The sequence below is a fragment of the Telluria sp. BA11 genome, from assembly GCF_056680305.1.
This window is the reverse complement of sequence record NZ_CM155275.1, coordinates 1,081,096-1,104,315: the sequence shown is the minus strand read 5'-3', so window position 1 is coordinate 1,104,315 and position 23,220 is coordinate 1,081,096. Positions and strand designations below refer to the sequence as shown.

At 61.9% G+C, this 23,220-nt stretch carries 23 protein-coding genes; 16 read left to right on the top strand and 7 right to left on the bottom strand.

Annotated elements, in window-relative coordinates:
• Nucleotides 1-4 precede the first annotated feature (4 nt).
• Together AC1MGT_RS04850 and AC1MGT_RS04845 are read right to left on the bottom strand one after the other, a co-directional pair.
• Nucleotides 5-589: a glycosyltransferase family protein gene (locus AC1MGT_RS04850; RefSeq protein WP_499503235.1), complete on the bottom strand. Its 585-nt coding sequence runs from the start codon at nucleotides 587-589 to the stop codon at nucleotides 5-7.
• Nucleotides 590-843: 254 nt separating this feature from the next.
• A complete protein-coding gene (locus AC1MGT_RS04845) occupies nucleotides 844-1,668 on the bottom strand; it encodes a hypothetical protein (RefSeq protein ID WP_499503234.1) in 825 nt (274 codons plus the stop codon).
• A gap of 337 nt (nucleotides 1,669-2,005) precedes the next feature.
• Between AC1MGT_RS04845 and AC1MGT_RS04840 the strand changes: the two genes are divergently transcribed.
• The 6 genes from AC1MGT_RS04840 to glf all read left to right on the top strand — a co-directional run bounded on the left by AC1MGT_RS04840 (nucleotide 2,006) and on the right by glf (nucleotide 7,201).
• Nucleotides 2,006-2,320 (top strand): KGG domain-containing protein, encoded by a 315-nt coding sequence (locus AC1MGT_RS04840; protein WP_499503233.1) that lies wholly within the window; start codon nucleotides 2,006-2,008, stop codon nucleotides 2,318-2,320.
• A gap of 152 nt (nucleotides 2,321-2,472) precedes the next feature.
• Nucleotides 2,473-2,877 (top strand): hypothetical protein, encoded by a 405-nt coding sequence (locus AC1MGT_RS04835; protein WP_499503232.1) that lies wholly within the window; start codon nucleotides 2,473-2,475, stop codon nucleotides 2,875-2,877.
• A 90-nt stretch (nucleotides 2,878-2,967) separates the two neighbouring features.
• Complete coding sequence (locus AC1MGT_RS04830) at nucleotides 2,968-4,089, top strand: M14 family metallopeptidase (protein WP_499503231.1); 1,122 nt, start codon at nucleotides 2,968-2,970, stop codon at nucleotides 4,087-4,089.
• A gap of 4 nt (nucleotides 4,090-4,093) precedes the next feature.
• The gene (locus tag AC1MGT_RS04825) at nucleotides 4,094-4,573 is read left to right on the top strand and encodes a CYTH domain-containing protein (protein WP_499503230.1); all 480 of its coding nucleotides are present in this window, start codon (nucleotides 4,094-4,096) and stop codon (nucleotides 4,571-4,573) included.
• Nucleotides 4,570-5,736: a serine hydrolase domain-containing protein gene (locus tag AC1MGT_RS04820; RefSeq protein ID WP_499503229.1), complete on the top strand. Its 1,167-nt coding sequence runs from the start codon at nucleotides 4,570-4,572 to the stop codon at nucleotides 5,734-5,736. Before AC1MGT_RS04825 ends, AC1MGT_RS04820 begins: the two co-directional genes overlap by 4 nt.
• Before the next feature lie 310 nt (nucleotides 5,737-6,046).
• Nucleotides 6,047-7,201: a UDP-galactopyranose mutase gene (gene glf / locus AC1MGT_RS04815; RefSeq protein WP_183555481.1), complete on the top strand. Its 1,155-nt coding sequence runs from the start codon at nucleotides 6,047-6,049 to the stop codon at nucleotides 7,199-7,201.
• A gap of 292 nt (nucleotides 7,202-7,493) precedes the next feature.
• Here glf and AC1MGT_RS04810 read toward each other — a convergent pair whose 3' ends face one another.
• Nucleotides 7,494-8,747 (bottom strand): DUF2863 family protein, encoded by a 1,254-nt coding sequence (locus AC1MGT_RS04810; protein WP_258835080.1) that lies wholly within the window; start codon nucleotides 8,745-8,747, stop codon nucleotides 7,494-7,496.
• A gap of 412 nt (nucleotides 8,748-9,159) precedes the next feature.
• Here AC1MGT_RS04810 and AC1MGT_RS04805 point away from each other — a divergent pair, with 412 nt between their 5' ends.
• Nucleotides 9,160-9,843: a Fe2+-dependent dioxygenase gene (locus AC1MGT_RS04805; RefSeq protein WP_499503228.1), complete on the top strand. Its 684-nt coding sequence runs from the start codon at nucleotides 9,160-9,162 to the stop codon at nucleotides 9,841-9,843.
• 140 nt (nucleotides 9,844-9,983) lie between these two features.
• Here AC1MGT_RS04805 and acnA read toward each other — a convergent pair whose 3' ends face one another.
• The 4 genes from acnA to AC1MGT_RS04785 all read right to left on the bottom strand — a co-directional run bounded on the left by acnA (nucleotide 9,984) and on the right by AC1MGT_RS04785 (nucleotide 15,447).
• Nucleotides 9,984-12,689 (bottom strand): aconitate hydratase AcnA, encoded by a 2,706-nt coding sequence (acnA, locus tag AC1MGT_RS04800; RefSeq protein ID WP_499503227.1) that lies wholly within the window; start codon nucleotides 12,687-12,689, stop codon nucleotides 9,984-9,986.
• 107 nt (nucleotides 12,690-12,796) lie between these two features.
• Complete coding sequence (locus tag AC1MGT_RS04795; protein ID WP_499503225.1) at nucleotides 12,797-13,366, bottom strand: hypothetical protein; 570 nt, start codon at nucleotides 13,364-13,366, stop codon at nucleotides 12,797-12,799.
• Between the two features lie 8 nt (nucleotides 13,367-13,374).
• Nucleotides 13,375-14,364, bottom strand: a complete 990-nt coding sequence (locus AC1MGT_RS04790; protein ID WP_499503224.1) for an HpcH/HpaI aldolase/citrate lyase family protein — start codon at nucleotides 14,362-14,364, stop codon at nucleotides 13,375-13,377.
• A 93-nt stretch (nucleotides 14,365-14,457) separates the two neighbouring features.
• The gene (locus AC1MGT_RS04785) at nucleotides 14,458-15,447 is read right to left on the bottom strand and encodes a malate dehydrogenase (RefSeq protein ID WP_183555475.1); all 990 of its coding nucleotides are present in this window, start codon (nucleotides 15,445-15,447) and stop codon (nucleotides 14,458-14,460) included.
• Between the two features lie 314 nt (nucleotides 15,448-15,761).
• On the opposite strand from AC1MGT_RS04785, the gene AC1MGT_RS04780 reads away from it, so the two are divergent.
• The 9 genes from AC1MGT_RS04780 to AC1MGT_RS04740 all read left to right on the top strand — a co-directional run bounded on the left by AC1MGT_RS04780 (nucleotide 15,762) and on the right by AC1MGT_RS04740 (nucleotide 23,211).
• Entirely contained in the window at nucleotides 15,762-16,526 is a 765-nt protein-coding gene (locus AC1MGT_RS04780; RefSeq protein WP_183555474.1) for a GntR family transcriptional regulator, read from the top strand.
• A 228-nt stretch (nucleotides 16,527-16,754) separates the two neighbouring features.
• On the top strand, nucleotides 16,755-17,180 hold the full coding sequence (gene sdhC, locus AC1MGT_RS04775) for a succinate dehydrogenase, cytochrome b556 subunit (protein WP_499503223.1): 426 nt from the start codon (nucleotides 16,755-16,757) through the stop codon (nucleotides 17,178-17,180).
• 3 nt (nucleotides 17,181-17,183) lie between these two features.
• Nucleotides 17,184-17,552, top strand: coding sequence for a succinate dehydrogenase, hydrophobic membrane anchor protein (sdhD, locus tag AC1MGT_RS04770; protein ID WP_183555472.1), 369 nt, complete (start codon nucleotides 17,184-17,186; stop codon nucleotides 17,550-17,552).
• Between the two features lie 2 nt (nucleotides 17,553-17,554).
• Complete coding sequence (gene sdhA, locus AC1MGT_RS04765; RefSeq protein WP_499503222.1) at nucleotides 17,555-19,333, top strand: succinate dehydrogenase flavoprotein subunit; 1,779 nt, start codon at nucleotides 17,555-17,557, stop codon at nucleotides 19,331-19,333.
• 57 nt (nucleotides 19,334-19,390) lie between these two features.
• Nucleotides 19,391-20,101 (top strand): succinate dehydrogenase iron-sulfur subunit, encoded by a 711-nt coding sequence (locus tag AC1MGT_RS04760; protein WP_183555470.1) that lies wholly within the window; start codon nucleotides 19,391-19,393, stop codon nucleotides 20,099-20,101.
• Between the two features lie 161 nt (nucleotides 20,102-20,262).
• Nucleotides 20,263-20,529, top strand: coding sequence for an FAD assembly factor SdhE (locus AC1MGT_RS04755; RefSeq protein WP_183555469.1), 267 nt, complete (start codon nucleotides 20,263-20,265; stop codon nucleotides 20,527-20,529).
• A gap of 96 nt (nucleotides 20,530-20,625) precedes the next feature.
• Nucleotides 20,626-21,927, top strand: a complete 1,302-nt coding sequence (gene gltA, locus AC1MGT_RS04750) for a citrate synthase (RefSeq protein ID WP_183555468.1) — start codon at nucleotides 20,626-20,628, stop codon at nucleotides 21,925-21,927.
• 320 nt (nucleotides 21,928-22,247) lie between these two features.
• On the top strand, nucleotides 22,248-22,643 hold the full coding sequence (gene rnk / locus AC1MGT_RS04745; protein ID WP_499503221.1) for a nucleoside diphosphate kinase regulator: 396 nt from the start codon (nucleotides 22,248-22,250) through the stop codon (nucleotides 22,641-22,643).
• Between the two features lie 64 nt (nucleotides 22,644-22,707).
• Entirely contained in the window at nucleotides 22,708-23,211 is a 504-nt protein-coding gene (locus AC1MGT_RS04740; RefSeq protein ID WP_499503220.1) for a nuclear transport factor 2 family protein, read from the top strand.
• Nucleotides 23,212-23,220: the final 9 nt, after the last annotated feature.

The window sequence follows — 23,220 nt, the reverse complement described above, 5'->3', positions numbered from 1 at the left end:
ATGGTCATTGGAAGGCCGGCTTGTCTGGCGCCGGCAGATCGGCAAGGTGTGCGCAAGCGGCGTCAATCGTCACCAGCGCCAGGCGTGGAAGGCGTTGCAACCGGGCCAGCCGCGCCGCCAGCGCCTCGGCGTCATGTGGCGGGAGGACGGCGCCGGTGAGGTCGCTGCATATCGCTGTGCGCCCGTTGTCAACGGCGCTGCCGGCATCTGCCGCGCGCCACGGCGTGCTGACCAGCACATTGGCCGCCGCATGGCAGTCGAGCAGAGTGTCCAGCGGCGTCGCGACCAAGAAGCGCACGTGCGGTTTCATGGCCAGCACGCGCACCAGTTCACGCAGTCGGGCCAGTTCGGCATCTGCTACAGCAATGCCATCGGCCACAGTGCCCGCGGCGACGAGCAGCGTCGCATCGACATCATGCCGCTGGCGCAGCCTGGCAACGCCCAGGATCACGGTGTCGATGCCGGCGCAAGGTGTCAGGCGACGCGCATCCAGCGTGAGGGCGAGCACGACAAAGCATGCTGGACCGATCTCCAACTGGCACCGCGCGAGGTCGCGGCCCGTGTCGTTGTCAAAGGGATGCAGCGTCATGCGCGCGCCAAGGAGTGGCGCGGCGGCAGGCAGGAAGCGTCGTGCATCGCTGACATGGCAGGTCTCCGCTGATTGCGCCACCGCGCAAGGACGGCGATGGCGAGCGGTTCGACTGTCGTTTGAATGGCCCGGTTCCAGCGGGGCAGGGCGCCTTGGAGCTGCGTCAAGCGCAATGCAAAACGGGGCACCGATGGCACCCCGTTGGGTTTTACTGACCTGCACTCATGCGAGTACTGGTCTGCTTACTGAAGCGATTACTGACGTGAAAAGCCCGTGTCGTCATCCATCTTGCGATCGCCAGCAAGCTTGTTGGCGCCGCCCGGGCTGCGCGGATAGCCGCCTGCCGCGTCGTTCGATTCGTGTACCGGATTCGGTTCAGCGTGCATGCTGCCGCCGGTCTGGTAACCCTCGCCTTCAGTGCGCGGGCCGCTGTTGCCACCGCTGCGCGGCAGGCCGCCGGCCAGATCGTTGGACTGATGGAACTCATCAGCAGGCACCTCGCGACGGGTCTCGCCCGTTTGCGAGCCTTGGCGGTCAGTGCTTTCCTGGATCTTGCTCGAGCTGGCGTCCTGGGTATCGGCGCGGTTTTCGCCGTTGGCATTGTCCACGCTCTGGCGGTTGCCATAGATGTCACCGTGCTGCACACCGGGCACGCCGGCTTCGGTGCCGCGTGCATGACGATCTTCGGTGCCAGTGCCCGGGACGATGCCGGTGTCCACGCCCGTGCCAATGGTGGTACCGCCAGCATGTGCTGGCTGGACAGACGCCGGTGCGTTCGGGTTATCGGTATTGCGCGTCTCACCCTGGCGATTACCTACGGGTTCGTTCAACTGACCCCACTCGCCGGAATGCGCTTCCATCGCGCGCTGGTGGCTGTCGGTCGTGCCCTGCTGCGCGCCGGTGCTGGCGAGCTGGCCTTGCGATGCGCTCGGCAGGTCAGTTTGCGCCATGCCGGTGCCCGATGGCGCACGTTGTTCAGTGGCGCCATCGCGCGTGTTGCCCTTGGCGTCCGGATTCCATTTTTCGTTGGCGCCGTTATTGGTCTGGTTATTCACTTCGCTACGTTGGTTTGCATCCATGGTCGTCTCCTGTGCATTGGTGAACTGGCAAGTCAGTGCCTGCCGCATGGGTCCATCATGCGCGCATCGGGGCATGCACAGAATAGGAAGACGTAGGGGGTGCGTGTAGGACTGCTCCTGAATGATAAATTTACTACCGAAACTTTAATTTCGTAACTGCACTAATTCTCACGTGTTGTCCTACAAAGTCATCTGGACTACTCCTATAGCGGTTGTCAGATTGCGTGCCTAATATGGGATTTGGGCTCATCGTCGTCGCCACTCCGGTGTCGGTAGGCCTCAGCCTGCCGCAGGACGCGGCGGTTTCCAACCGTGTAAGTATGGGAGCAACCTCATCATGGCCTCAAGCAATCAAGGCAACAAGCAATCGGGCGCGGCCGGCAATAGTCAGAGCGCCGGTGGCACCCGCAACCGTGGTTTCGCATCGATGGATCCGGCACGCCAGCGCGAAATCGCCAGCCAGGGCGGCAAGGCCGCCCACGCCAAGGGCACAGCGCACGAATTCACGTCCGAAGAAGCCCGCCGCGCAGGCAGCCTGAGCCACGGTAACCGCCAGTCGGCCAGCGCCAGCGACATGGTGCGCACGTCGGCCAGGGCCGGCAACCGTCAGAGCGTCGGGAGCGGCAGCCGCAGTGGCGGCGCCAAGGAATAATCCGCAGGCTGCCGGCAGCACGCCGGCGCAGTCATCGACGGGGAGCCTCATGCTCCCCGTTTTGCTGTCCGGTGGCGCAAACTGCCCAAAAGGCCGGGGGGATGCGGTAGAATCGCAGCGCCTTTTTCAACCTTCCCCCAAGGATCAACGTCGTGAAACCAGCGGTCATTCGTCAAGTCAAGAGCCTGTCCATGTCCTGCGACCGGGTTGGTAACCTGTTGCTGACCAAGTTCTCCACCATCGGTGCGAGCGATGTCGCCGTCCACATTCCGGCCAACGTCGTGTTCTGGCTGCTCAAGCACCTGCCGGTCAACAAGGATCCGCAACTCAAGGCGCCGCCGGCCGGCCCGGTGATCGGTGAAGCCGACTGGCAAAACCCGAGCACACCGCGCGTCCAGTACGTCAATTGCAAAGAGCTGCCAGGCATGATCCGCATGACCTTTGCCCTCGAGACCAAGCCGGACCTGACCGTCGTGCTCGATCGCGGCAATGTCGAGCTGATGCGTCAGATCATGGCGATGTATACGAAGGATCTGATCGACCTCGACGCGCAGTAAACAACCATCTGTCCGGGGGTCTTGCCGGGCGAACGCCCGGCGCTCCGTCACCCAGCGCCGCCTTCCATGGCGGGCCATGAAAGGATCACCATGTCCATCAAGATCAGCACGATGTTCGACGCCGGATCGATCGATGTCGTCAACGCCGAGCATCCGTCCCGGATCGACCTGAACCTGCGCGCCGACTCGCACGCCGACATCCACCAGTGGTTTCATTTTCGCTTGCAGGGCGCCCGCGACCAGGCGGTGACGATGCGCTTCTTGAATGCCGGCCAGGCCACGTACCCGAAGGGGTTCGAGGATTACCAGGCGGTGGCCAGCTATGACCTCGACAACTGGTTCCGCGTGCCGACCACGTTCGACGGCCAGGTGATGACAATCGAGCACACGCCGGAAACGGACAGCATCTACTACGCCTACTTCGAGCCATACAGCTGGGAACGCCACCTGCGACTGCTGGGCGAAGTGGCCGAGAACCCGATCGCGCGCGTGGTCGACCTTGGCAGCACGGTCGAAGGCCGCGACATGAATCTGGTCGTGATCGGTAACCCACAAGCGGAAAAGAAAATCTGGGTCATCGCGCGCCAGCATCCGGGCGAATCGATGGCCGAGTGGTTCGTCGAAGGCATGATGGATGCGCTGCTCGACAGCGCCAACCCGGTGGCGCGCACGCTGCTGCAGCGCGCCGTGTTCTACATCGTGCCGAACATGAATCCGGACGGTTCGGTGCGCGGCAACCTGCGCACGAATGCCGCCGGCGCCAACCTGAATCGCGAGTGGATGAACCCGTCGCTCGAGCGCAGCCCCGAGGTACTGTGCGTGAAGCAGAAGATCGAAGAAGTCGGCATCGACATGTTCTTCGACATCCATGGCGACGAAGCGCTGCCGTACAACTTCGTGGCCGGCTGCGAAATGCTGGCCGATTTCACGGCCGAGCGGGCAATGGAGCAAACCGCCTTCATCGACCGCTACATCGCCTGCAGCCCGGACTTCCAGAAAGAATTCGGCTACGCCGCCAGCAAGTACAACGACGAACTGCTCACGCTGGCGTCGAAGTATGTCGGCCACCACTACAAATGCCTGTCCCTGACGCTGGAAATGCCGTTCAAGGACAACGCCAACCTGCCCGACGCGCATACCGGCTGGAACGGCGCGCGCAGCGCGGGCCTGGGCGCTGCCATGCTGCAGCCAATCCTGCAAGCGCTGGGCTGACGCGATGGGTATCGAGATCGAACGCAAGTTCCTGCTGGCAGGCGACGGATGGCGCACGCTGGGCACGGCCACGCTGCTGCGCCAAGGCTATCTGTGCGCCGATCCGACGCGCACGGTGCGCGTGCGTATCGAAGGCGAGCAGGGCGTCCTGACCATCAAGAGCAAGAGCGAAGGCGCCTCGCGCGGCGAATGGGAGTATCCGATCCCGCTGGCCGAGGCTGCCGAACTGCTCGAGCGCCTGTGCGAGCGGCCCCTGGTCGAAAAGACCCGGCGCCGCATCGAGCATGCCGGTTTTACTTGGGAAGTCGATGAATTCCTGGGCGAGAACGCGGGCCTGGTCGTGGCCGAGCTCGAGCTGCCGTCAGAAGACGCCGTATTCGACAAGCCCGACTGGATCGGCCAGGAAGTCACTGGCGAGAAGCGTTATTACAATTCCAGCCTGATCAAGGCGCCATATTCCACCTGGACCGATACCCCGACATGACCCATCGCGCGCGCCGCAGCCTTTTCCAAGTAGTCATCGTTAGCGCATTGGGTCTGGCGTTTTCCGGCGCCTCGGCCGCGCCCGCCTCAGCCGTCGACGTCTCTTACTTCCCGCCTGCCGGGGAGTGGGCCCGCAAGGACCCGGGCGCGCTGGGAATGGATCCGGTGGCGCTCGCAGCCGCTATCGCGTTCGCACAATCGCGCGAGACCGAGCGGCCGCTCGACCTGTCCGACCAGGAAGCCATCTTCGGCACGCGCCTGGGCTCGATGCCGACCAAGCGCGCTGCGACCAATGGCGTGGTGATCTACAAGGGCTATGTGGTGGCCGAGTTCGGTGACACGCATTTTGTCGATCCGACCTACTCGGTCGCCAAGAGCATGCTGGCCACCGTGGCGGGCGTGGCGGTGCGGGAAGGGCGCCTGCAGGTCGACGAGCCGGTGGCGCAGCGCGTCACCGACGGCGGCTACGCGACGCCGCACAACGCGGCCGTGACGTGGAAGCAGCATCTGCAGCAAGAGTCCGAATGGGACGGCGAGTTGTGGGGCAAGCACAGCAACTTCATCGGCAAGGCCGCCTTCGGCAAAGGCGAAAAGAAGCCGCGCGCCATCAAGACGCCGGGCACCTTCTATGAATACAACGACACGCGCGTGAACCGCCTGGCGCTGTCGCTGCTGCGCGTGTTTGGCCAGTCGGTACCGGACGTGTTCCAGCAGCAGGTCATGGACCCGATCGGCGCTTCGTCGAGCTGGAAATGGGTCCCGTACCATAACAGCTACGTCGAACTGAACGGCAAGCAGGTGGCCTCGGTCAGCGGCGGCACGCGCTGGGGTGGCGGCATGTGGATCGACAGCTGGGACATGGCGCGCTTCGGCTACCTGTGGCTGCGCCAGGGCAACTGGGCCGGCAAGCAGATCCTGCCGCCAGCCTATGTCACGGCGGCGCTCACGCCGAGCGCGAACGGGCCGGACTATGGTTACCTGTGGTGGCTCAATACCAAAGGCAAGAACTTGCCGGGCATGCCCGCCACGACATTCGCCGCGCTGGGTGCGGGCAGCAACGATATCGTCGTCTCGCCCGAGCACGACCTGGTCATCGTCTGGCGCTGGCATGCGGGCAATGCCGCCGAATTTGCCACGCGCGTGGTGGGGGCGATCCGCAAATAGACGTTTGGCCGGCTGCTGGCCAGCAGCAAATGAGCACAAAGTTGGTAATGAATCAGCAGTAATCCAGCAGTAACCCGGCAGCCATGCGCAGGTCCTTCAGCCGCATGGCTGCATCCCTCTTTTCGTACAAACACCGTTGTCCAATTGTGCGGGGCAAAAGGGGGTTTGAGTGATATTCTTTTGCCACTAATTACAATCGCGATGCGGCGACGCGTGTACCGGCTGTGATGTGAAGGCGATGATGTCATCTTCCCGTTCCAGTCAAGCTCAAGCCTCCCCCCGGCATTGCCAATATCACCAGGACACAGGAATGAAAAAGAACATCGCCATCGTTGGCGCAGGCTTCTCCGGGGCAGTGATCGCCAACCAGCTGGCACAGGCCGGCTACACCGTCGACGTTTTCGAGTCGCGCCCGCACGTGGCCGGCAATTGCTATTCCGAGCGTGATGCCGAGACCGGCGTCATGGTCCACGTCTACGGCCCGCACATTTTCCACACCGACAATGAGCGCGCGTGGGAATTCGTCAACCGCTTCGCCGAATTCAAGCCATACGTCAATCGCGTCAAGGCCATCACCGACGGCAAAGTCTTCACCTTGCCGATCAACCTGTTGACCATCAACCAGTTCTTCAACAAGACGATGGGCCCGGCCGAAGCGCAGGAATTCCTCGCGAACCTGGGCGACAAGACGATCGAGAACCCGACCACCTTCGAAGAGCAGGCACTGCGCTTCGTGGGCCGCGACCTGTACGAAGCGTTCTTCAAGACGTACACGATCAAGCAGTGGGGCCTGGAGCCAAGCGAACTGCCAGCGAGCATCCTCAAGCGCCTGCCAGTGCGTTTCAACTACGACGACAACTACTTCAACCACAAATACCAGGGCATGCCGGCTGAAGGCTACACGCAGCTGGTGCAGAACATCATCGACACGCCGGGCGTGACGGTGCACCTGAACACCACGTTCGATCCGGCCACCAAGGGCGAGTACGAGCACGTGTTCTACAGCGGCCCGATCGACGCCTGGTTCAAGCACACCGAAGGCCGCCTGCCTTACCGCACGCTGGACTTCGAAGTCTTCCGCGCCGACGGCGACTTCCAGGGCAACGCTGTCATCAATTACTGCGACAACGAAAAGAAATACACCCGCATCACCGAGCACAAGCACTTCTCGCCGTGGGAAAAGCACGAAAAGACGATCTGCTACGCCGAGTACAGCCGGCAGTGCGAAGAGAAGGATATCCCGTACTATCCGATCCGCCAGAACCGCGAAAAGGCCATGCTCGAACTGTACGTGAACAAGGCGCAAAACGAGCCGAACGTCACGTTCGTCGGCCGCCTCGGCACCTACCGCTATCTGGACATGGACGTCACAATCGCCGAAGCACTGGCCACGTCCGACAAGTTCCTGGAAAGCGCCCGCACCAACGCACGCATGCCAGCATTCACCATCGATCCGATGGCGTAATGCACTAGTGCAGTCGTAAAAAAAGGCCGGCCACGATCAACGTGGCCGGCCTTTTTACATTAATGCGCCCGTGAACATCCACCGCCGTAAAAAAAGCGGGGGTCAGGTCTGACATTCGGACACGATCTCGACAGTCAGGTAGTTGGAAGCGGGCATGCTAGTACTGAGCATGGCACCATTGGCAGTGGATAAGCCTGAGGTCGTGTCCGAATGTCAGACCTGACCCCGGCTGTGGAAGTGGCCAGGGCTGAGGTCGTGTCCGAATGTCAGACCTGACCCCGGCTGTGGAAGTTCAGTGGAAGTGCTCGCTGCCTGTCGGTGTGTCGTCCGGCATTTCGGCATGTACCAGTTCGCCGGTTGGGTCGGCGAACAGCGGGGAGCCGCAATCGTCGCAGTACTCGGCGGCGTAGCGTTCGTTGATGCGCTTGATGTGGGCGATGCCGGCTTCGTTCAGGTGCGCGACGATTTCGTTCAGCGGGCTGAGCGCATCGTGCGTGATGGCCAGCGGGCCTTCCACCGGCGTGCCGGATTCGTCTTCCTGCCCGTACAGTGGCCAGACGATGCCGTACACGACATCGGCGCTCTGGCGCATCGTGAAGGCCACGCGGTATTCGTCGATCTGGATGTCCGGTGCTTCTTCGCCAAAGCCGGCGACGACGGCGCGCAGGTCGGACGGTTCTACGCCCAGCGTGTTCGTCAGGTAGTGCACGGCGGCGCGGATCGAGATTGGGCGGATCAGCTTATCGGCTTCGCGGCAGGCCACGTAATATGCTTCTGGCAGCAGCAGCTCGATGCCACAGCCCGGCATCAGGCGCGCGACGTTGGCGGTGGCTTGCGTGCGCCACTGTTCCAGGCTGCGTTCGCGCTCTTGCACGACGTGCAGCTGGTGCTGCGGCTCTTGCCAGCGGAACAACGGGTCGCCTGCCGGCGCGACGATCGCGATCAGCATGTAGCGCGTGTCGGCCAGGAACGGGGCGGTTTCCTCTAACTGCGGCGCCGGCTTGATCGTGCCGCCCTTGTGCGCGGCGGCGGCCAGCTTGTGCGTCAGCGCGTAGGTTTCGGCGTGGGTGCGCGGCAGCTGGTCGATTGAATACAGGGTCGGGGCGATCGCCATCTTCGTGCCGCCTGCAAGCAGGTGGGCCGAAAAGTGCGCGCCGAGCGTGGCCAGCAGGTCGGCCGGGATCGCGCCGGTGGCGATCGAAAAACGGGTCCAGGCCAGGATCGGCGCAGCGATCAGGAGCGCCTGCCAGGTGACGTCAACGCCATCCTTCTGCTCGACCATCATGGCCGATTCGCTGACCGCTTCCACGGTGTCCATCAGGACGTCGTACGAGGCCAGATCGTCCCTGAACAGGGCGTTCAGGGCGCTGTCGATGCTGTCCTGGTGATTGGTCTTGAGCAGTTTTTGCAGTTGCGTGTCGAGCTGGCGTTCCCATGCCCGTTCTTCGGCACGGCTGGCAGCTTGCATGAGGGCTTGCGAGAGGCTGACGAGGCGCTGGCTTTCTGCGGAAAGTTTAGGTGTTGAATCTTTGGAAGGACGACGCATGGGGCGAGTGAGTCTCTTGTCAGTTAGTGAATCGAATGTCAGTGTAGCGACAGAGCGCGGCTGGCGTTGCGGAGATGAGCGTCCGCAGTCCCGAGCCGGATAATGATGATAATCCCTTATCCCCGGTATTGTAGTTGATTCGGCCACATGCCATGAACAATGGGGGTGGGCGGGCCCGCTACAGACGGATTGCCGGAAGACGCTTGCCAAGTCCGCACCTAGCCGCCATAATGAGAACAATTCTCATTCAAACATTAATGAGAAGACGGAAGGAATGTTGGACCCTGCCGGCGACCGGGAAAGCGCTGGCAGATGCTCTTCACGGAGTAACACCCCCGCCGGGAGACCGGATTCGCCCCTCCTGGCTTGCCAGGGGGGATTTTTTTGTTAACCGTACCCACCAAAATTCACCATGATGCTGCATATCCCCGGCGTGCTGACGCCAGAACAGGTCTCGGCAATCCGCGCCCGTCTCGATCAGGCGCCGGAGTGGATCGACGGGCGCGAGAGCGTCGGCGCGCAGGGCGCCCAGGTCAAGCGCAACCGCCAGCTGGGCGAGGGCACGCCGCTCGCGCTCGAACTCGGCCAGGTCGTCAGTAGTGCGCTGATGGCCAACCCGCTGTTCTTCGCTGCGGTATTGCCGCTGCGGGTGCTGGCGCCATACTTCAATGCGTACGCAGGCGGCGAGCATTACGGGCTGCACGTGGACGGCGCGATCCGGGCCCAGCGCGGCGGCTTGCCGGCGGTGCGGGCTGATGTGTCGACGACCGTATTCCTGAGCGAGCCCGACGAATACGACGGCGGCGAGCTTGAAGTGGTGGACTTGTATGGCACGCACGAGGTCAAGCTGGCGGCGGGTGATGCGATCGTGTATCCGTCCGGCAGCGTGCACCAGGTGCGGCCCGTGACGCGTGGCGAGCGGGTGGCATCGTTCCTGTGGACGCAGAGCATGGTCAGGGATGACGGCAAGCGGGCGATGCTGTTTGACCTGGACACGCATATTCAGGCGCTGCGGGGTGAGCATGGCGATTCAGCCACCACCGTTGGGCTGACGGCGCATTATCACAATCTGCTCAGGATGTGGGCCGAGGTGTGATCCTTGAACGCGTGGACGGCGAAGTCGTCCACCCTACGTCGATGCAAACTCGGATGACAATGTAAAAAGGGCCGGAACCCGCGAGGATTCCAGCCCTTTTCGTTGGACGCAGCCCGCTTGCGCGGGCCTGGCCAAACAGCTTACGCCAGCAGCTGACGCAGCACGAACGGTAGAATACCGCCATGCTTGTAGTAGTCGACTTCGATCGGCGTATCAATACGCAGCAGAACGCGCACTTCCTGCGACTCGCCGTTTTCACGGTGGATCACGAGCGTGGCCAGCTGTTGCGGCTTGATCTCGCCTTCCAGGCCCTTCAGGTCGTACGTCTCTTTACCGGTGATGCCCAGGCTGTCGACGCTGTCGTTGCCGATGAATTGCAGTGGCAGCACGCCCATACCGACCAGGTTCGAGCGGTGGATGCGTTCGAACGAGCGCACGATCACGGCCTTCACGCCCAGCAGCTGGGTGCCCTTGGCTGCCCAGTCACGCGACGAGCCGGTGCCGTATTCTTCGCCGCCGAAGATCATGGTTGGGGTGCCGTCGGCCACGTACTTCATGGCGGCGTCATAGATCGACATCTGTTCGCCGGTTGGCTGGAATTGCGTGATGCCGCCTTCGATTGCCGAACCGTCCGGACCGACCGGGATCATGCGGTTCTTGATACGGACGTTCGCGAAGGTGCCGCGCATCATGATTTCGTGGTTACCGCGACGCGAGCCGTACGAGTTGAAGTCGGCTTTCAGGACGTTGTGTTCCTTGAGCCACTTGCCCGCTGGGCCGTCTTCCTTGATCGAACCGGCCGGGGAGATGTGGTCGGTGGTGATCGAGTCGCCGAACACGCCCAGTGCGCGTGCGCCGGTGATGCCGGTAGCGACCGCTTTCGGGGTCATCTCGAAATCAGCGAAGAACGGTGGCTCGGCGATGTAGGTCGACTCTGGCCAGTTGTAGACTTGACCTTCGGTCGTCGTGACGCGTTCCCACAGTTCGCCCGGGTTGCCCTTGACGTCGGCGTAGTTCGACTTGAACACTTCCGAATTCATTGCAAAGCGCATCAGCTCACCGATTTCTTGCGAGGTCGGCCAGATGTCGCCCAGGTACACGTCCACGCCATTGCTGTCCTGGCCGACTGGCTCGGTCATCAGGTCGCGCGTCATGTTGCCGGCGATCGCGTAAGCGACGACCAGCGGTGGCGACGCCAGGAAGTTCGAACGGATGTTCGGGTGGATCCGCGCTTCGAAGTTACGGTTGCCCGACAGGATGGCCGAGGCGACGATGTCGTTCTGGGTGATCGCGGCGTTCAGTTCCGGGGTCAGGTCACCGGCATTGCCGATGCAGGTCGTGCAGCCGTAGGCGGTCACGCCGAAGCCCAGCTTTTCCAGGTACGGCAGCAGGCCGGCAGCGGTCAGGTAATTGGTGACCACGCGCGAGCCAGGGGCCAGCGACGACTTGATGTGCGGCGCCACGGTCAGGCCGCGCTCGACGGCTTTCTTGGCCAGCAGGCCTGCGGCCAGCAGCACGCTCGGGTTCGACGTGTTGGTGCACGACGTGATGGCGGCGATCAGGATGTCGCCGTTCTTCACGTTCACGCCATTGGTCGTCGTGTACTGGCGGTGAAGGTCGTCCGGGTTCTTGTTGAAGCCGTTCTGCGTCGTTGGCTTGCTGAACAGTTCCGTGAAGTTGTTCTTCACGTTGCCCAGTTCGATACGATCCTGCGGACGCTTCGGACCTGCCAGCGATGGCGTGACGGTCGACAGGTCGAGTTCAACAACACGCGTGAAGTCGATTTCGCCTTCCTGTGGGATGCCGAACATGCCCTGGGCGCGGTAGTAGCCTTCGAACGCCGCCAGCTCTTCTTCGGTACGGCCAGTGCCGCGGAAGTAGTCGACGGTGGCTTCGTCAACAGGGAAGAAGCCCATCGTCGCGCCGTATTCAGGCGCCATATTGCCGATGGTTGCGCGGTCGGTGGTCGACAGCGAGCGGGTGCCGGCGCCGAAGAACTCGACGAACTTGCCGACGACTTTCTCTTTGCGCAGCAGTTCGGTGACAGTCAGCACCAGGTCGGTCGCGGTGCAGCCTTCGCGCAGCTTGCCTTTCAGGTTGACACCGATGACGTCCGGGGTCAGGAAGTACACTGGCTGACCCAGCATGCCGGCTTCGGCTTCGATGCCGCCCACGCCCCAGCCGACGACGCCAACGCCGTTGATCATGGTGGTGTGCGAGTCGGTGCCGACCAGCGTGTCAGGGTAGTACACGTCGCCTTGCTTCATGACGCCGCGCGCCAGGTATTCCAGGTTGACCTGGTGGACGATGCCGAAGCCCGGTGGCACGACGCCGAAGGTGTCGAAGGCTTGCATGCCCCATTTCATGAACTGGTAGCGCTCGTTGTTGCGCGAGAATTCCAGCTTCATGTTCAGGTCGAGTGCGTTTGGCTCGCGGAAGTGGTCGATCGTGACCGAGTGGTCGACGACCAGGTCGACCGGCACCAGTGGCTCGATCTTCTTCGGATCGGCGCCCATCTTGGCGGCGACGTTGCGCATCGCGGCCAGGTCGGCCAGCAGCGGCACGCCGGTGAAGTCTTGCAGCACGACGCGGGCCACGACGAACGGGATCTCGTCGGTGCGCTCGGCGTTGGCTTTCCAGCCGGCGACCTGCTTGACGTGCTCTTCGGTGACCTTCTTGCCGTCGCAGTTACGCAGCACGGATTCCAGGACGATACGAATCGACACCGGCAGGCGCGACAGGTTCACACCCAGGGATTCCGCCAGCGCTGGCAGCGAGTGAAACTGGCCGCTCTGGCCTGCGCCGATCGGGAATTCCTTCAGTGTATTCAGGGTGTTGCGAGACATAATCTCTCCTTCAGTGGAATATTGTTATCAACAACGTTGTTATTTCAACAGCATCAAATAACATCAGGCGACAGGACGGTCTGGATCCGGGAAACCCAGGCCGCGGCTCAAGTCTTGCTCGCCTCCGGCGCCGCGGTCGCCACGATCGCGGACTGGGTGGCGTTCTTGCATTCATTGGCCAGCTGGCGGTTGAGCTTCGAGTCAAGCAGGATGCCCTTGGACGGAATGCCGATCCAGATCAGGCCATAGTGCGGATTTTCGAAGCGCAAAGCGCCGGTGGTGGTGCCGATGCGGGCCAGGCGGTGCAGCCGGTTCTTCCAGCGCAGCGCGATGTGGGCCGCATCGTTGTCGTTCGTGTAGATCGTGATCTTGTTGCCCAGCTCGCAGTCGTAATCGGTGGTCTTGTTGTCGGTGATGTCCGGCTCGTCGACTTCGAGCGGGTTGGCAGCGACTGCAGCGGCCGTGACGGTAGCGGCAGTGCCAGCAGCAGCGGCTTTCGCTTTCTTGCTCGATTTTTTGGATGCAGCCTTCGCCGGCTTTTTCGCCGCTTCGGCAGCGAGCACGGCGGAGGCTTTCGGGTGCGCTACCGGTGTGGCGGCGTTGGCCGTCGCACAGGCGACGGCGGTGGCCAGGGCAAGTGCGCAGGCAGCAACGATTGGGGAGAGGAGGGTGGCCATGGTCGGGATTATCGGGAGTCGGAGAGGTTGACGATGGCTGCAGCTGCCTCGGGCAGTCCGAGGCCGGCCAGCTTGGCCCGCTGCAACACCGACCAATAGTATCGGTAGCTCGCACGGTCATGCAAGCGGCCGTGTTGCGCAATCGGTCCCCAGCCTGCGGCCATGGCTTCGGTCAGGATATTCGTTGCTTCATTGACTTCGGACAAACGCGGCGTGAACGCTTTGAGGATCGGCTTGATCTGGTCCGGGTGGATGCTCCACATGCGGGTAAAGCCGAATTCGGCGCCGGCGCGCTGGGCGTCGTTTGCCACCGTGGCGCTGTCCTTGATGTCGGTCGTCACGTTGTGCGACGCCACCTTGCCGTGAGCGTGGCAGGCCGCCACCATTTCGAGCTTCGCGCGTACCACCAGTGGATGCGTGAACTGCCCGGGGGTGCGCATCGCACTGGCCGGAATCGCGCCGTAGTGGGCCGAGACAAAATCCATGATGCCGAACGACAGGCACTCGACCTGCGGCAGCGCCGCGATCGCGTAGGCGTCGCGCAGTGCGCCGTGGGTTTCGATCAGCACGTGGACGGGCAGGGCAGCGCGGCCGGCAGCGAGCGCATACTTGTTGATCAGATCGATCGCGCCGCGCACTTCGTCGACGCCGTCGACTTTCGGCAGCACCACATAGGCCAGGCGCGCCGCGGCGCCGCCGACGATGAGCGCGACGTCGTTGGCAAAGTGGATGCTGGCCGGCTCGTGCAGGCGCGCGCCGACACGGTTGAAGCGGTTCTCTTCGCTGTTGACCAGGCTCGCCACCAGGACGGCGTGCTCGTGCTCGACGCCGGCCTGGGCGCCGTCTTCGCAGTCGAAGGTGATGTCAAACAAGGGGCCAAGCTCTTGTTGCAGGGTCAGCGATTTGCGCATCAGTTTCTCTGAGCCGGCGTAGTGATCGCAGGCAGGGAGAAGCAGCGGCTGGCGTTTGCCCTGGAATAAAACCTCGGAAGGATGCATAGCTTTCAACGCTTGGTTGCATAAAACACCGCCGTGCCGGTTGAGCGGCACGGCGTGGTTGGCGCATGGCAATCGCCATGCGCCTTGTACTGATCAGCCCAGCAGGTGTGCGACGCCGGCTTTTTCTTCTTCCAGCTCTTTCAGGGTCAGGTTGATGCGCTCTTGCGAGAACGAATCGATGTCCAGACCTTGCACGATCGTGTATTCGCCATTCTCGGTCGTGACCGGGAAGCCGAACATGGTGCCTTCAGGGATGCCGTACGAACCGTCCGACGGGATACCCATCGTGGTCCACTTGCCGTTGGTGCCCAGGACCCAGTCACGCACGTGGTCGATGGCTGCGTTGGCGGCCGAGGCTGCCGACGACAGGCCGCGCGCTTCGATGATCGCAGCGCCGCGCTTGCCGACGGTTGGCAGGAAGGTGTTGGCGTTCCATTCCTGGTCGTTGATCAGGTCCTTGACCTGCTCGCTGCCAGCGGTGGCGAAGCGGTAGTCGGCGTACATCGTTGGCGAGTGGTTGCCCCAGACGACCATTTTTTCGATGTCCTTGACTGCTTTGCCGGTCTTGGCCGCCACTTGCGACAGCGCGCGGTTGTGGTCCAGACGCAGCATCGCGGTGAAGTTTTTCGCTGGCAGGTTCGGTGCCGATTTCATGGCGATATAGGCGTTGGTGTTGGCTGGATTGCCAACCACCAGGACCTTGACGTTGCGCGAAGCGACGGCGTCGAGTGCCTTGCCCTGCACGGTGAAGATCTGGGCATTGGCTTCGAGCAGGTCCTTGCGTTCCATGCCTGGGCCACGTGGACGGGCGCCGACCAGCAGGGCGACGTCGACATCCTTGAACGCGGTCATTGGATCCGAGTGCGCGGTCATGCCTTCGAGCAGCGGGAATGCGCAGTCATCGATTTCCATCATGACGCCCTTGAGCGCCTTCTGTGCTTTTTCGTTGTCGATTTCGAGCAGCTGAAGGATGACCGGCTGGTCCTTGCCGAGCATGTCGCCGTTGGCGATGCGGAACAGCAGGGAATAGCCGATCTGGCCGGCAGCGCCGGTCACAGCGACGCGCATTGGGGTTTTAGCCATGATGAATCTCCAAAAGTGGGAATGAAAACGGTTTGCACCGAGGTCGACGCCGAGCATACGCTTGTAGGGCTCAGCTGCAATCAGACTTTAATCAGACTGCAATGATAACAAAAAGCGTCGGCCGGGCTATTCAAAAGTCAATCGCGGGTGTCGCGCGCGTACTCTGGCAAGAGTGCCACCGACTCCCGGTCGGGCATGAGTGTATGCCTGCGTCATCAGGGCTGTCAATTCATATCTTATGTCTTATATAAGACAGATATCTGAATGCCTCAAAAGCTGGACGGTATGTCACTTTTGTGGTGAAATCCCGGTCTATGAATTCCACCTCGTCCAATCCGGCTGCCGACCCTGCCGCCAGCGGCTCGCCGTCCTTCCGGCCGCTGTACCAGCAGATCAAGGCCCTGATCACCAAAAGCCTGCAGGCCGGCGAGTGGAAACCGGGCGAGATGATGCCGAGCGAAGTCGAGCTGGCCGGGCGTTTCAAGGTCAGCCAGGGCACTGTGCGCAAGGCCATCGATGAGCTGGCGGCCGAGAATCTGGTCGTGCGCCGCCAGGGCAAGGGCACGTTCGTGGCAAGCCACGCCGAAGAGCGCGCGCATTTTCGCTTCCTGCGCCTGCGCCCTGACGAAGGTCTGCCGCACCATCCCGAAAACCGCTTCCTCGAGGTCAAGCGCATCCGGGCCCCGGCCGAGGTGGCGCGCCTGCTCGACCTGAAAGCGGGCGACGCCGTCGTCTACATCAAGCGCGTGCAGTCGTTCGAGGGCAAGCCGACCATTCTCGAAGAGCTGTGGCTGCCGGGCCAGTTGTTCAAGGGCCTGAGCGCCGAGCGCCTGGTGGAATACAAGGGGCCGATGTACGGCCTGTTCGAAACGGAATTCGGCACCCGCATGATCCGGGCGACGGAAAAGATCCGCGCGGTCGCGGCCGATGCCGCCACGGCGGACTATCTGAAGGTGCCCGAGGGCACGCCACTGCTGTGCGGCGAGCGGGTTTCGTTCACCTACGGCGACAAGGCAGTCGAGCTGCGCCGCGGGATGTACTTGACGGAACAACATCACTATCAGAACGAGCTGTCCTGACAAGTAACTCAGCAGTATGGAAATACTTTGCAGCGGTCAATAGCGACTGCAGCGAAAGTCGGCAAGAGCGACTAAAATAGTTTGGTTTTGGGTGCGCGGCGGACATGACCCGGTCCTACGCTCGCTGTCCCGCCCACCTGGCGTCGCGTGAACGGACCAGGACAGGGAAATCAGCGAAAATCCATAGGGTTCACATAAAAATTGTTGTCATAAGGGAGGTGTACCATCATGTCCGAAGCCGTGAGAGAAGCAAAGCAGAAGGGGCGGCCGGAGTTCCGCAATATCGGCATCACCGATATCACTGGCAAATATCGCATGCCACCATCGGCCATTGTGTCGATTTTGCATCGTATCAGCGGCGCCGGCATGTTCCTGGCACTGCCGTTCCTGTTGTACCTGTTCCAGCAAAGCCTGCTGTCGGAATCGTCGTTCGGCTACTTTGCCGGCATCGTTTCCCACCCGCTCGTCAAGCTGATCCTGCTGGGCCTGTCGTGGGCTTACCTGCACCACTTTATCGCCGGCATCCGCCACCTGTTCATGGACAATCATTTGGCCCTGGACAAGGATGCAGCCCAGTCGACCGCCCGCTGGGTCCTGGTCATCAGCCTGGCGCTGACCGCCCTGGTCGGCCTGAAACTGTTCGGAGTGTTCTAAATTATGGCAACCAAGAATAATATCGGCCCGCGCCGCCTTGTCGTTGGCGCACACTACGGCGTCAAGGACTGGCTGGCGCAGCGCGTTACCGCCATCGTCATGGCGGCCTACACGATCATCCTGCTGGTCGCGTTCCTGACTGCCCAGGACTTCTCGTACCAAGGCTGGGCAGGCTTGTTCTCCCGCCAATGGTTCAAGCTGTTCTCGCTGGTGACCTTCCTCGCGCTGTACTACCACGCCTGGGTCGGCATCCGTGATATCTGGATGGACTATGTTAAATCGGCAGGCCTGCGTCTGTTCCTGATGCTGGCAACGATCTTCTGGCTGCTCGCTTGCGCCGCCTGGACCGTGCAAATTCTCTGGAGTGTGTAATCGTGGCAGCTATCAAAACTGCAATTCCTACCCGTCGTTTTGACGCGGTCATCGTGGGCGCCGGCGGTTCCGGCATGCGCGCATCCCTGCAACTGGCCGAAGCCGGCCTGAACGTTGCTGTTCTGTCGAAAGTCTTCCCGACCCGCTCGCACACCGTGGCAGCGCAGGGCGGCATCGGCGCTTCGCTCGGCAATATGAGCGAGGATGACTGGTACTGGCACATGTTCGACACCGTCAAGGGTGGCGACTACCTGGGCGACCAGGATGCGATCGAATTCATGTGCCGCGAAGCACCGAAGGTCGTCTACGAGCTGGAACACTTCGGCATGCCGTTCGACCGTAACCCTGATGGCACCATTTACCAGCGTCCGTTCGGCGGCCACACGGCCAACTTCGGCGAAAAGCCGGTCCAGCGCGCCTGCGCGGCGGCCGACCGTACCGGTCACGCGCTGTTGCACACGCTGTACCAGCGTAACGTCCGTGCCCGCACCCACTTCTTCGTCGAATGGATGGCGCTGGACGTGATCCGCGACGCCGAAGGCGACGTGGTCGGCGTGATGGCCCTGGAAATGGAAACCGGCGATGTGATGATCCTGGAAGCGAAGACCACCATCTTCGCCACCGGCGGCGCAGGCCGTATCTTCGCCGCATCGACCAATGCCTTCATCAACACCGGTGACGGCATGGGCATGGCGGCGCGTGCCGGCCTGCCGCTGCAGGACATGGAGTTCTGGCAGTTCCACCCGACTGGTGTGGCAGGCGCTGGCGTCCTGATTACCGAAGGCGTGCGCGGCGAGGGCGGTATCCTGATCAACAGCAACGGCGAACGCTTCATGGAGCGCTACGCGCCAACGCTGAAGGATCTGGCGCCACGCGACTTCGTGTCGCGCTCGATGGACCAGGAGATCAAGGAAGGTCGCGGCTGCGGACCGAACAAGGACCACGTGCTGCTGGACCTGCGCCACATTGGTGCCGACACCATCAAGAAGCGTCTGCCTTCGATCCTCGAAATTGGCCACAAGTTCGCCAACGTCGATGCGACCAAGGAACCGATTCCTGTCGTGCCAACGATTCACTACCAGATGGGCGGCATCCCGACCAATATCCATGGTCAGGTCGTGGCACCGGATGGTACGGGCGGCCAGAAGATCGTCAATGGTCTGTACGCGATCGGCGAATGCGCCTGCGTGTCGGTCCACGGCGCGAACCGCCTGGGCACGAACTCGCTGCTCGACCTGATCGTGTTCGGCCGCGCGGCCGGCAACCACGTCGTCGCATCCGACTTGAAGAAGAAGGTCGCCAAGCCGATGCCGGCTGATGCTGCCGACTTCGCGCTGGATCGCCTGAACCGCCTCGAAACGTCGACCGGCACCGAAAAAGTGCAGCACGTCGCCAACGATATCCGCGCCACGATGCAGAAGTACTGCGGCGTGTTCCGCACCGACCAGCTGCTCACGCAGGGCGTCAAGGAAATCATGGTGCTCGACGAGCGTCGCAAGAACGTGACGTTCAAGGACAAGTCGAAGGTGTTTAACACGGCCCGCGTCGAAGCGCTCGAACTGGACAACCTGATCGAGACCGCGAAAGCGACCATCGTGTCGGCCCAGGCCCGCAAGGAATCGCGCGGCGCCCACGCCCACAGCGATTACGAAACACGTGACGACGCGAACTGGATGAAGCACACGCTGTTCTTCTCCGAAGGCAACCGCCTCGAGTACAAGGGCGTTGTGCAAAAGCCGCTGACGGTCGAGACCTTCAAGCCGAAAGCACGCACTTTCTAAACATTTTGTGGCTGCCCGGCGATTGTCGCCCGGCGGCCGTGATGAGATAGGTAAAACATGGCACGCACTGTCCAACTGAAAATTTACCGCTACGATCCGGACAAGGATTCGAAGCCTTACATGCAAGACGTTTCGGTCGAGCTGCAAGATACCGACAAGATGCTGCTGGACGTCCTGCAGCGCATCAAGGCGGATGTCGATGACTCGCTGGCGCTGCGCCGCTCATGCCGTGAAGGCGTGTGCGGTTCGGACGCAATGAACATCAACGGCAAGAACGGCCTGGCCTGCACGACCAACCTGAACGAGCTGACCCAGCCGATCGTGCTGCGTCCTCTGCCAGGCCTGCCGGTGGTGCGCGACCTGATCGTCGACATGACCAACTTCTTCAAGCAGTATCACTCGGTCAAGCCGTACCTGATCAATGAGTCGATCCGCCCTGAAAAAGAGCGTCTGCAATCGCCTGAAGAGCGCGAAGAGCTCGACGGTCTGTACGAGTGCATCCTGTGCGCCTGCTGCTCGACCTCGTGCCCGTCGTTCTGGTGGAACCCGGACAAGTTCGTCGGTCCTGCCGGCCTGCTGCAAGCGTACCGCTTCATCGCCGACTCGCGCGACGAAGCGACCAACGATCGCCTGGACAACCTGGAAGATCCGTACCGCCTGTTCCGCTGCCACTCGATCATGAACTGTACGGACGTGTGCCCGAAGGGCCTCAATCCGAACAAGGCGATTGGCAAGATCAAGGAACTGCTGGTGCGTCGCGCGATTTAAGCGATGCAATGTGTGCGGCGCTGCAAAAGGCGTCGCACGCGTTCCGGTGTCCAGACGTGCGTCGAGCGTTACGCTCGACGAATGTGTGCATTACCGTAAAAGTACCGTACTGCCGAATCATGGCAGCCGGAGTATGATGTCGAACCAACAACGGATTCAATGTGATTACACATCAAGCCGATCCTGCCAACCGTTCGCGCCTGCGCTGGCGTGCACGTCGTGGCCTGCTCGAGAACGATCTGATCCTGACGCGCTTTCTCGACGCGCACGAACAGGAACTGACCGACGACGAGGTCGATGCGCTGACGCGCCTGCTGGATCTGGCCGATAACCCGTTGCTGGACCTGCTGCTGGGGCGCAATGAGCCCTCCGGCGAGCTCGACCTGCCGCACGTGCACGCCTTGCTGGCGAAGCTGCGGCTAGCGTAAGCGAACTATGGGCACCCGATTCGCCTACGCGGCACGTCGCGACGCCCCCCGGTTTCGTTTTATTTTGTAGACCCACTCCCACAAGAAGGAAGTGCCATGAACATCTCTGATACCAAAGCCACCCTGTCGTTCTCGGACGGCAGCCCGTCGATCGACATGCCGATCTACAAAGGCACCATCGGCCCGGACGTCGTCGACATCCGCAAGCTGTACGGCGCGACCGGCAAGTTCACGTACGATCCTGGCTTCATGTCGACCGCAGCCTGCAACTCGAGCATCACCTACATCGACGGTGACAAGGGCGAGCTGCTGTACCGCGGTTACCCGATCGAGCAACTGGCCGTCAACTGCGACTTCCTGGAAACCTGCTACCTGCTGCTGAACGGCGAACTGCCAAACGCAGAGCAAAAAGACCTGTTCACCGACACCGTGACCAAGCACACGATGATCCATGAGCAGATGAACTTCTTCTTCCGTGGCTTCCGCCGTGACGCGCACCCGATGTCGGTGCTGGTCGGCACGGTCGGCGCGCTGGCGTCGTTCTACCACGACTCGCTGGACATCAACGATGCCAAGCAGCGCGAAATCTCGGCAATCCGCCTGATCGCCAAGCTGCCGACCCTGGTCGCAATGGCCTACAAGTACAACGTCGGCCAGCCGTTCGTGTACCCACGCAACGACCTGTCGTACAGCGCCAACTTCATGTACATGATGTTCGCCAATCCGTGCGAAGAGTACAAGGTCAACGACGTGCTGGTACGCGCCCTGGACCGCATCCTGATCCTGCACGCAGACCACGAGCAGAACGCATCGACCTCGACCGTCCGTCTGGCCGGTTCGTCGGGCGCCAACCCGTTCGCCTGTATCGCAGCCGGCATCGCCTGCCTGTGGGGCCCTGCCCACGGCGGCGCGAACGAAGCAGCGCTGAACATGCTGAAGGAAATCGGCAGCGTCGAGAACATCCCGGCCTTCATCGAGAAGGTCAAGGACAAGAACTCCGGCGTCAAGCTGATGGGCTTCGGTCACCGCGTGTACAAGAACTTCGACCCGCGTGCCAAGCTGATGCGCGAAACCTGCCACGAAGTGCTGGAAGAACTGGGTCTGCAGGACGACCCGCTGTTCAAGCTGGCCATGGAACTGGAACGCATCGCCCTCGAAGACGAATACTTCGTGTCGCGTAAACTCTATCCGAACGTTGACTTCTACTCGGGCATCGTGCAATCGGCACTGGGTATCCCGGTCACCATGTTCACCGGCATCTTCGCGATGGCCCGTACCATCGGCTGGATCGCGCAGTGGAACGAAATGATCGCCGATCCAGAGCAGAAGATCGGCCGTCCACGTCAGCTGTTCGTCGGCTCGCCGGCGCGTGACGTGCCGGAAATCGACAAGCGTTAATTCGCCCGTTCGATCGCTAAAAAAGCGGGCTGCGGCCCGCTTTTTTCATGGGCGCATTCAGCGAAAATATTTCGTTGGCCGACCCCTGGCGTTGCTGCTGAAGAGGTCTATACTGAGCTCATCAGTATCAATTGCCACTATGAAATATTTCAAACTTTCTCGATCAGGTGAATCCATCGGCGCACGTACTTTGGCCCGGCTGGGATTACTCCGCGCAGCCCACGGCCGAGCGGCTTACGGCATCAGTTCGTAGCGCCATAGCCAGGCGCCGCCACCGTAGCAGCAAGCCGGCTCTTCCAAAGCTGATCGTGGAGACTGAAATGAGTGATTCAATGGTTGTTTCATGGCTGGACCTCGAGCGCCTCGAGCGTGTACTCGACCGGCTTTCGCCAGCGCAGGCCAGAGCGCGTGACGCGCTGCTGGGTGAACTCGAACATGCGCAACTGGTCGAACCGTGGGAGATGCCGCTAGATGTCGTGACCATGAATTCGCGCGTGCGCTTTCGCGTGGCTGGTGCCAGCGAAGAAGAAACGATGACGCTGAGTTACCCCAACGATATGCAGGACACCGCAGAACGGTTGTCGGTGCTCACGCCGGCCGGCATGGCGCTCCTGGGCGCGCGCGTGGGCGGGCGGATGTCGTGGCAGCAGCCGGACGGCCCGCATGAGGCAACGGTGCTCGGCATCGAGCATCAACCCGAACCAGCGAAGCGGTAGCGCCCCGGCCTGTCGCGTGCATGTGTAGAATGTTTCGCTCATGACCGTCATCGAGGGAACCACCATGCAACGCTTTTTCGCCGCCGGCTTCCTGTGCCTTTCCTTGTCGCTGGGCTTGGGCGGCGCCGCGCACGCCGCCACCGATGCGACTCTCACGCGCGAAGTCAACGTCTTCGTCGATGGCTGGCACGATGACGCCGCCAACGCACGCACGGCGTACTTCGACAAGATCGCCAAGGATGGCGTGTATATCGGCACCGACCGCACCGAGCTGTGGACGCGCGACGCCTTTAAGGCGTGGGCCAAGAAATATTTTGATGCCAAGTCGGCCTGGACCTTCAAGGCCACGCGCCGCAATGTCTATGCGTCGGCCGACAAATCGCTGATCTGGTTCGACGAGCTGCTCGATACCAAGAACATGGGGCCGGCGATGGCCAGTGGCGTGCTGCGCAAGACCAAATCCGGCTTCGAGATCGTCCACTACCAGCTCTCAATGGCAGTGCCCAATGCCGTCAACGGCCAGGTCGCCGGCATCATCGCCGCCCACGAAAAGCAACCGAAGAAATAAGCAGATTGC

Excerpts from the sequence above, each read along its gene's own strand:
- AC1MGT_RS04740 (WP_499503220.1), top strand. The coding sequence starts at position 22,708 with ATGCAACGCTTTTTCGCCGCCGGCTTCCTGTGCCTTTCCTTGTCGCTG.
- gltA (WP_183555468.1), top strand. The coding sequence starts at position 20,626 with ATGAACATCTCTGATACCAAAGCCACCCTGTCGTTCTCGGACGGCAGC.
- glf (WP_183555481.1), top strand. The coding sequence starts at position 6,047 with ATGAAAAAGAACATCGCCATCGTTGGCGCAGGCTTCTCCGGGGCAGTG.
- AC1MGT_RS04830 (WP_499503231.1), top strand. The coding sequence starts at position 2,968 with ATGTCCATCAAGATCAGCACGATGTTCGACGCCGGATCGATCGATGTC.
- AC1MGT_RS04840 (WP_499503233.1), top strand. The coding sequence starts at position 2,006 with ATGGCCTCAAGCAATCAAGGCAACAAGCAATCGGGCGCGGCCGGCAAT.
- AC1MGT_RS04850 (WP_499503235.1), bottom strand. The coding sequence starts at position 589 with ATGACGCTGCATCCCTTTGACAACGACACGGGCCGCGACCTCGCGCGG.
- AC1MGT_RS04805 (WP_499503228.1), top strand. The coding sequence starts at position 9,160 with ATGATGCTGCATATCCCCGGCGTGCTGACGCCAGAACAGGTCTCGGCA.
- rnk (WP_499503221.1), top strand. The coding sequence starts at position 22,248 with ATGAGTGATTCAATGGTTGTTTCATGGCTGGACCTCGAGCGCCTCGAG.
- sdhC (WP_499503223.1), top strand. The coding sequence starts at position 16,755 with ATGTCCGAAGCCGTGAGAGAAGCAAAGCAGAAGGGGCGGCCGGAGTTC.
- AC1MGT_RS04820 (WP_499503229.1), top strand. The coding sequence starts at position 4,570 with ATGACCCATCGCGCGCGCCGCAGCCTTTTCCAAGTAGTCATCGTTAGC.
- AC1MGT_RS04780 (WP_183555474.1), top strand. The coding sequence starts at position 15,762 with ATGAATTCCACCTCGTCCAATCCGGCTGCCGACCCTGCCGCCAGCGGC.
- AC1MGT_RS04795 (WP_499503225.1), bottom strand. The coding sequence starts at position 13,366 with ATGGCCACCCTCCTCTCCCCAATCGTTGCTGCCTGCGCACTTGCCCTG.
- AC1MGT_RS04825 (WP_499503230.1), top strand. The coding sequence starts at position 4,094 with ATGGGTATCGAGATCGAACGCAAGTTCCTGCTGGCAGGCGACGGATGG.
- acnA (WP_499503227.1), bottom strand. The coding sequence starts at position 12,689 with ATGTCTCGCAACACCCTGAATACACTGAAGGAATTCCCGATCGGCGCA.
- AC1MGT_RS04790 (WP_499503224.1), bottom strand. The coding sequence starts at position 14,364 with ATGCATCCTTCCGAGGTTTTATTCCAGGGCAAACGCCAGCCGCTGCTT.
- AC1MGT_RS04845 (WP_499503234.1), bottom strand. The coding sequence starts at position 1,668 with ATGGATGCAAACCAACGTAGCGAAGTGAATAACCAGACCAATAACGGC.
- AC1MGT_RS04810 (WP_258835080.1), bottom strand. The coding sequence starts at position 8,747 with ATGCGTCGTCCTTCCAAAGATTCAACACCTAAACTTTCCGCAGAAAGC.
- sdhD (WP_183555472.1), top strand. The coding sequence starts at position 17,184 with ATGGCAACCAAGAATAATATCGGCCCGCGCCGCCTTGTCGTTGGCGCA.
- AC1MGT_RS04785 (WP_183555475.1), bottom strand. The coding sequence starts at position 15,447 with ATGGCTAAAACCCCAATGCGCGTCGCTGTGACCGGCGCTGCCGGCCAG.
- AC1MGT_RS04760 (WP_183555470.1), top strand. The coding sequence starts at position 19,391 with ATGGCACGCACTGTCCAACTGAAAATTTACCGCTACGATCCGGACAAG.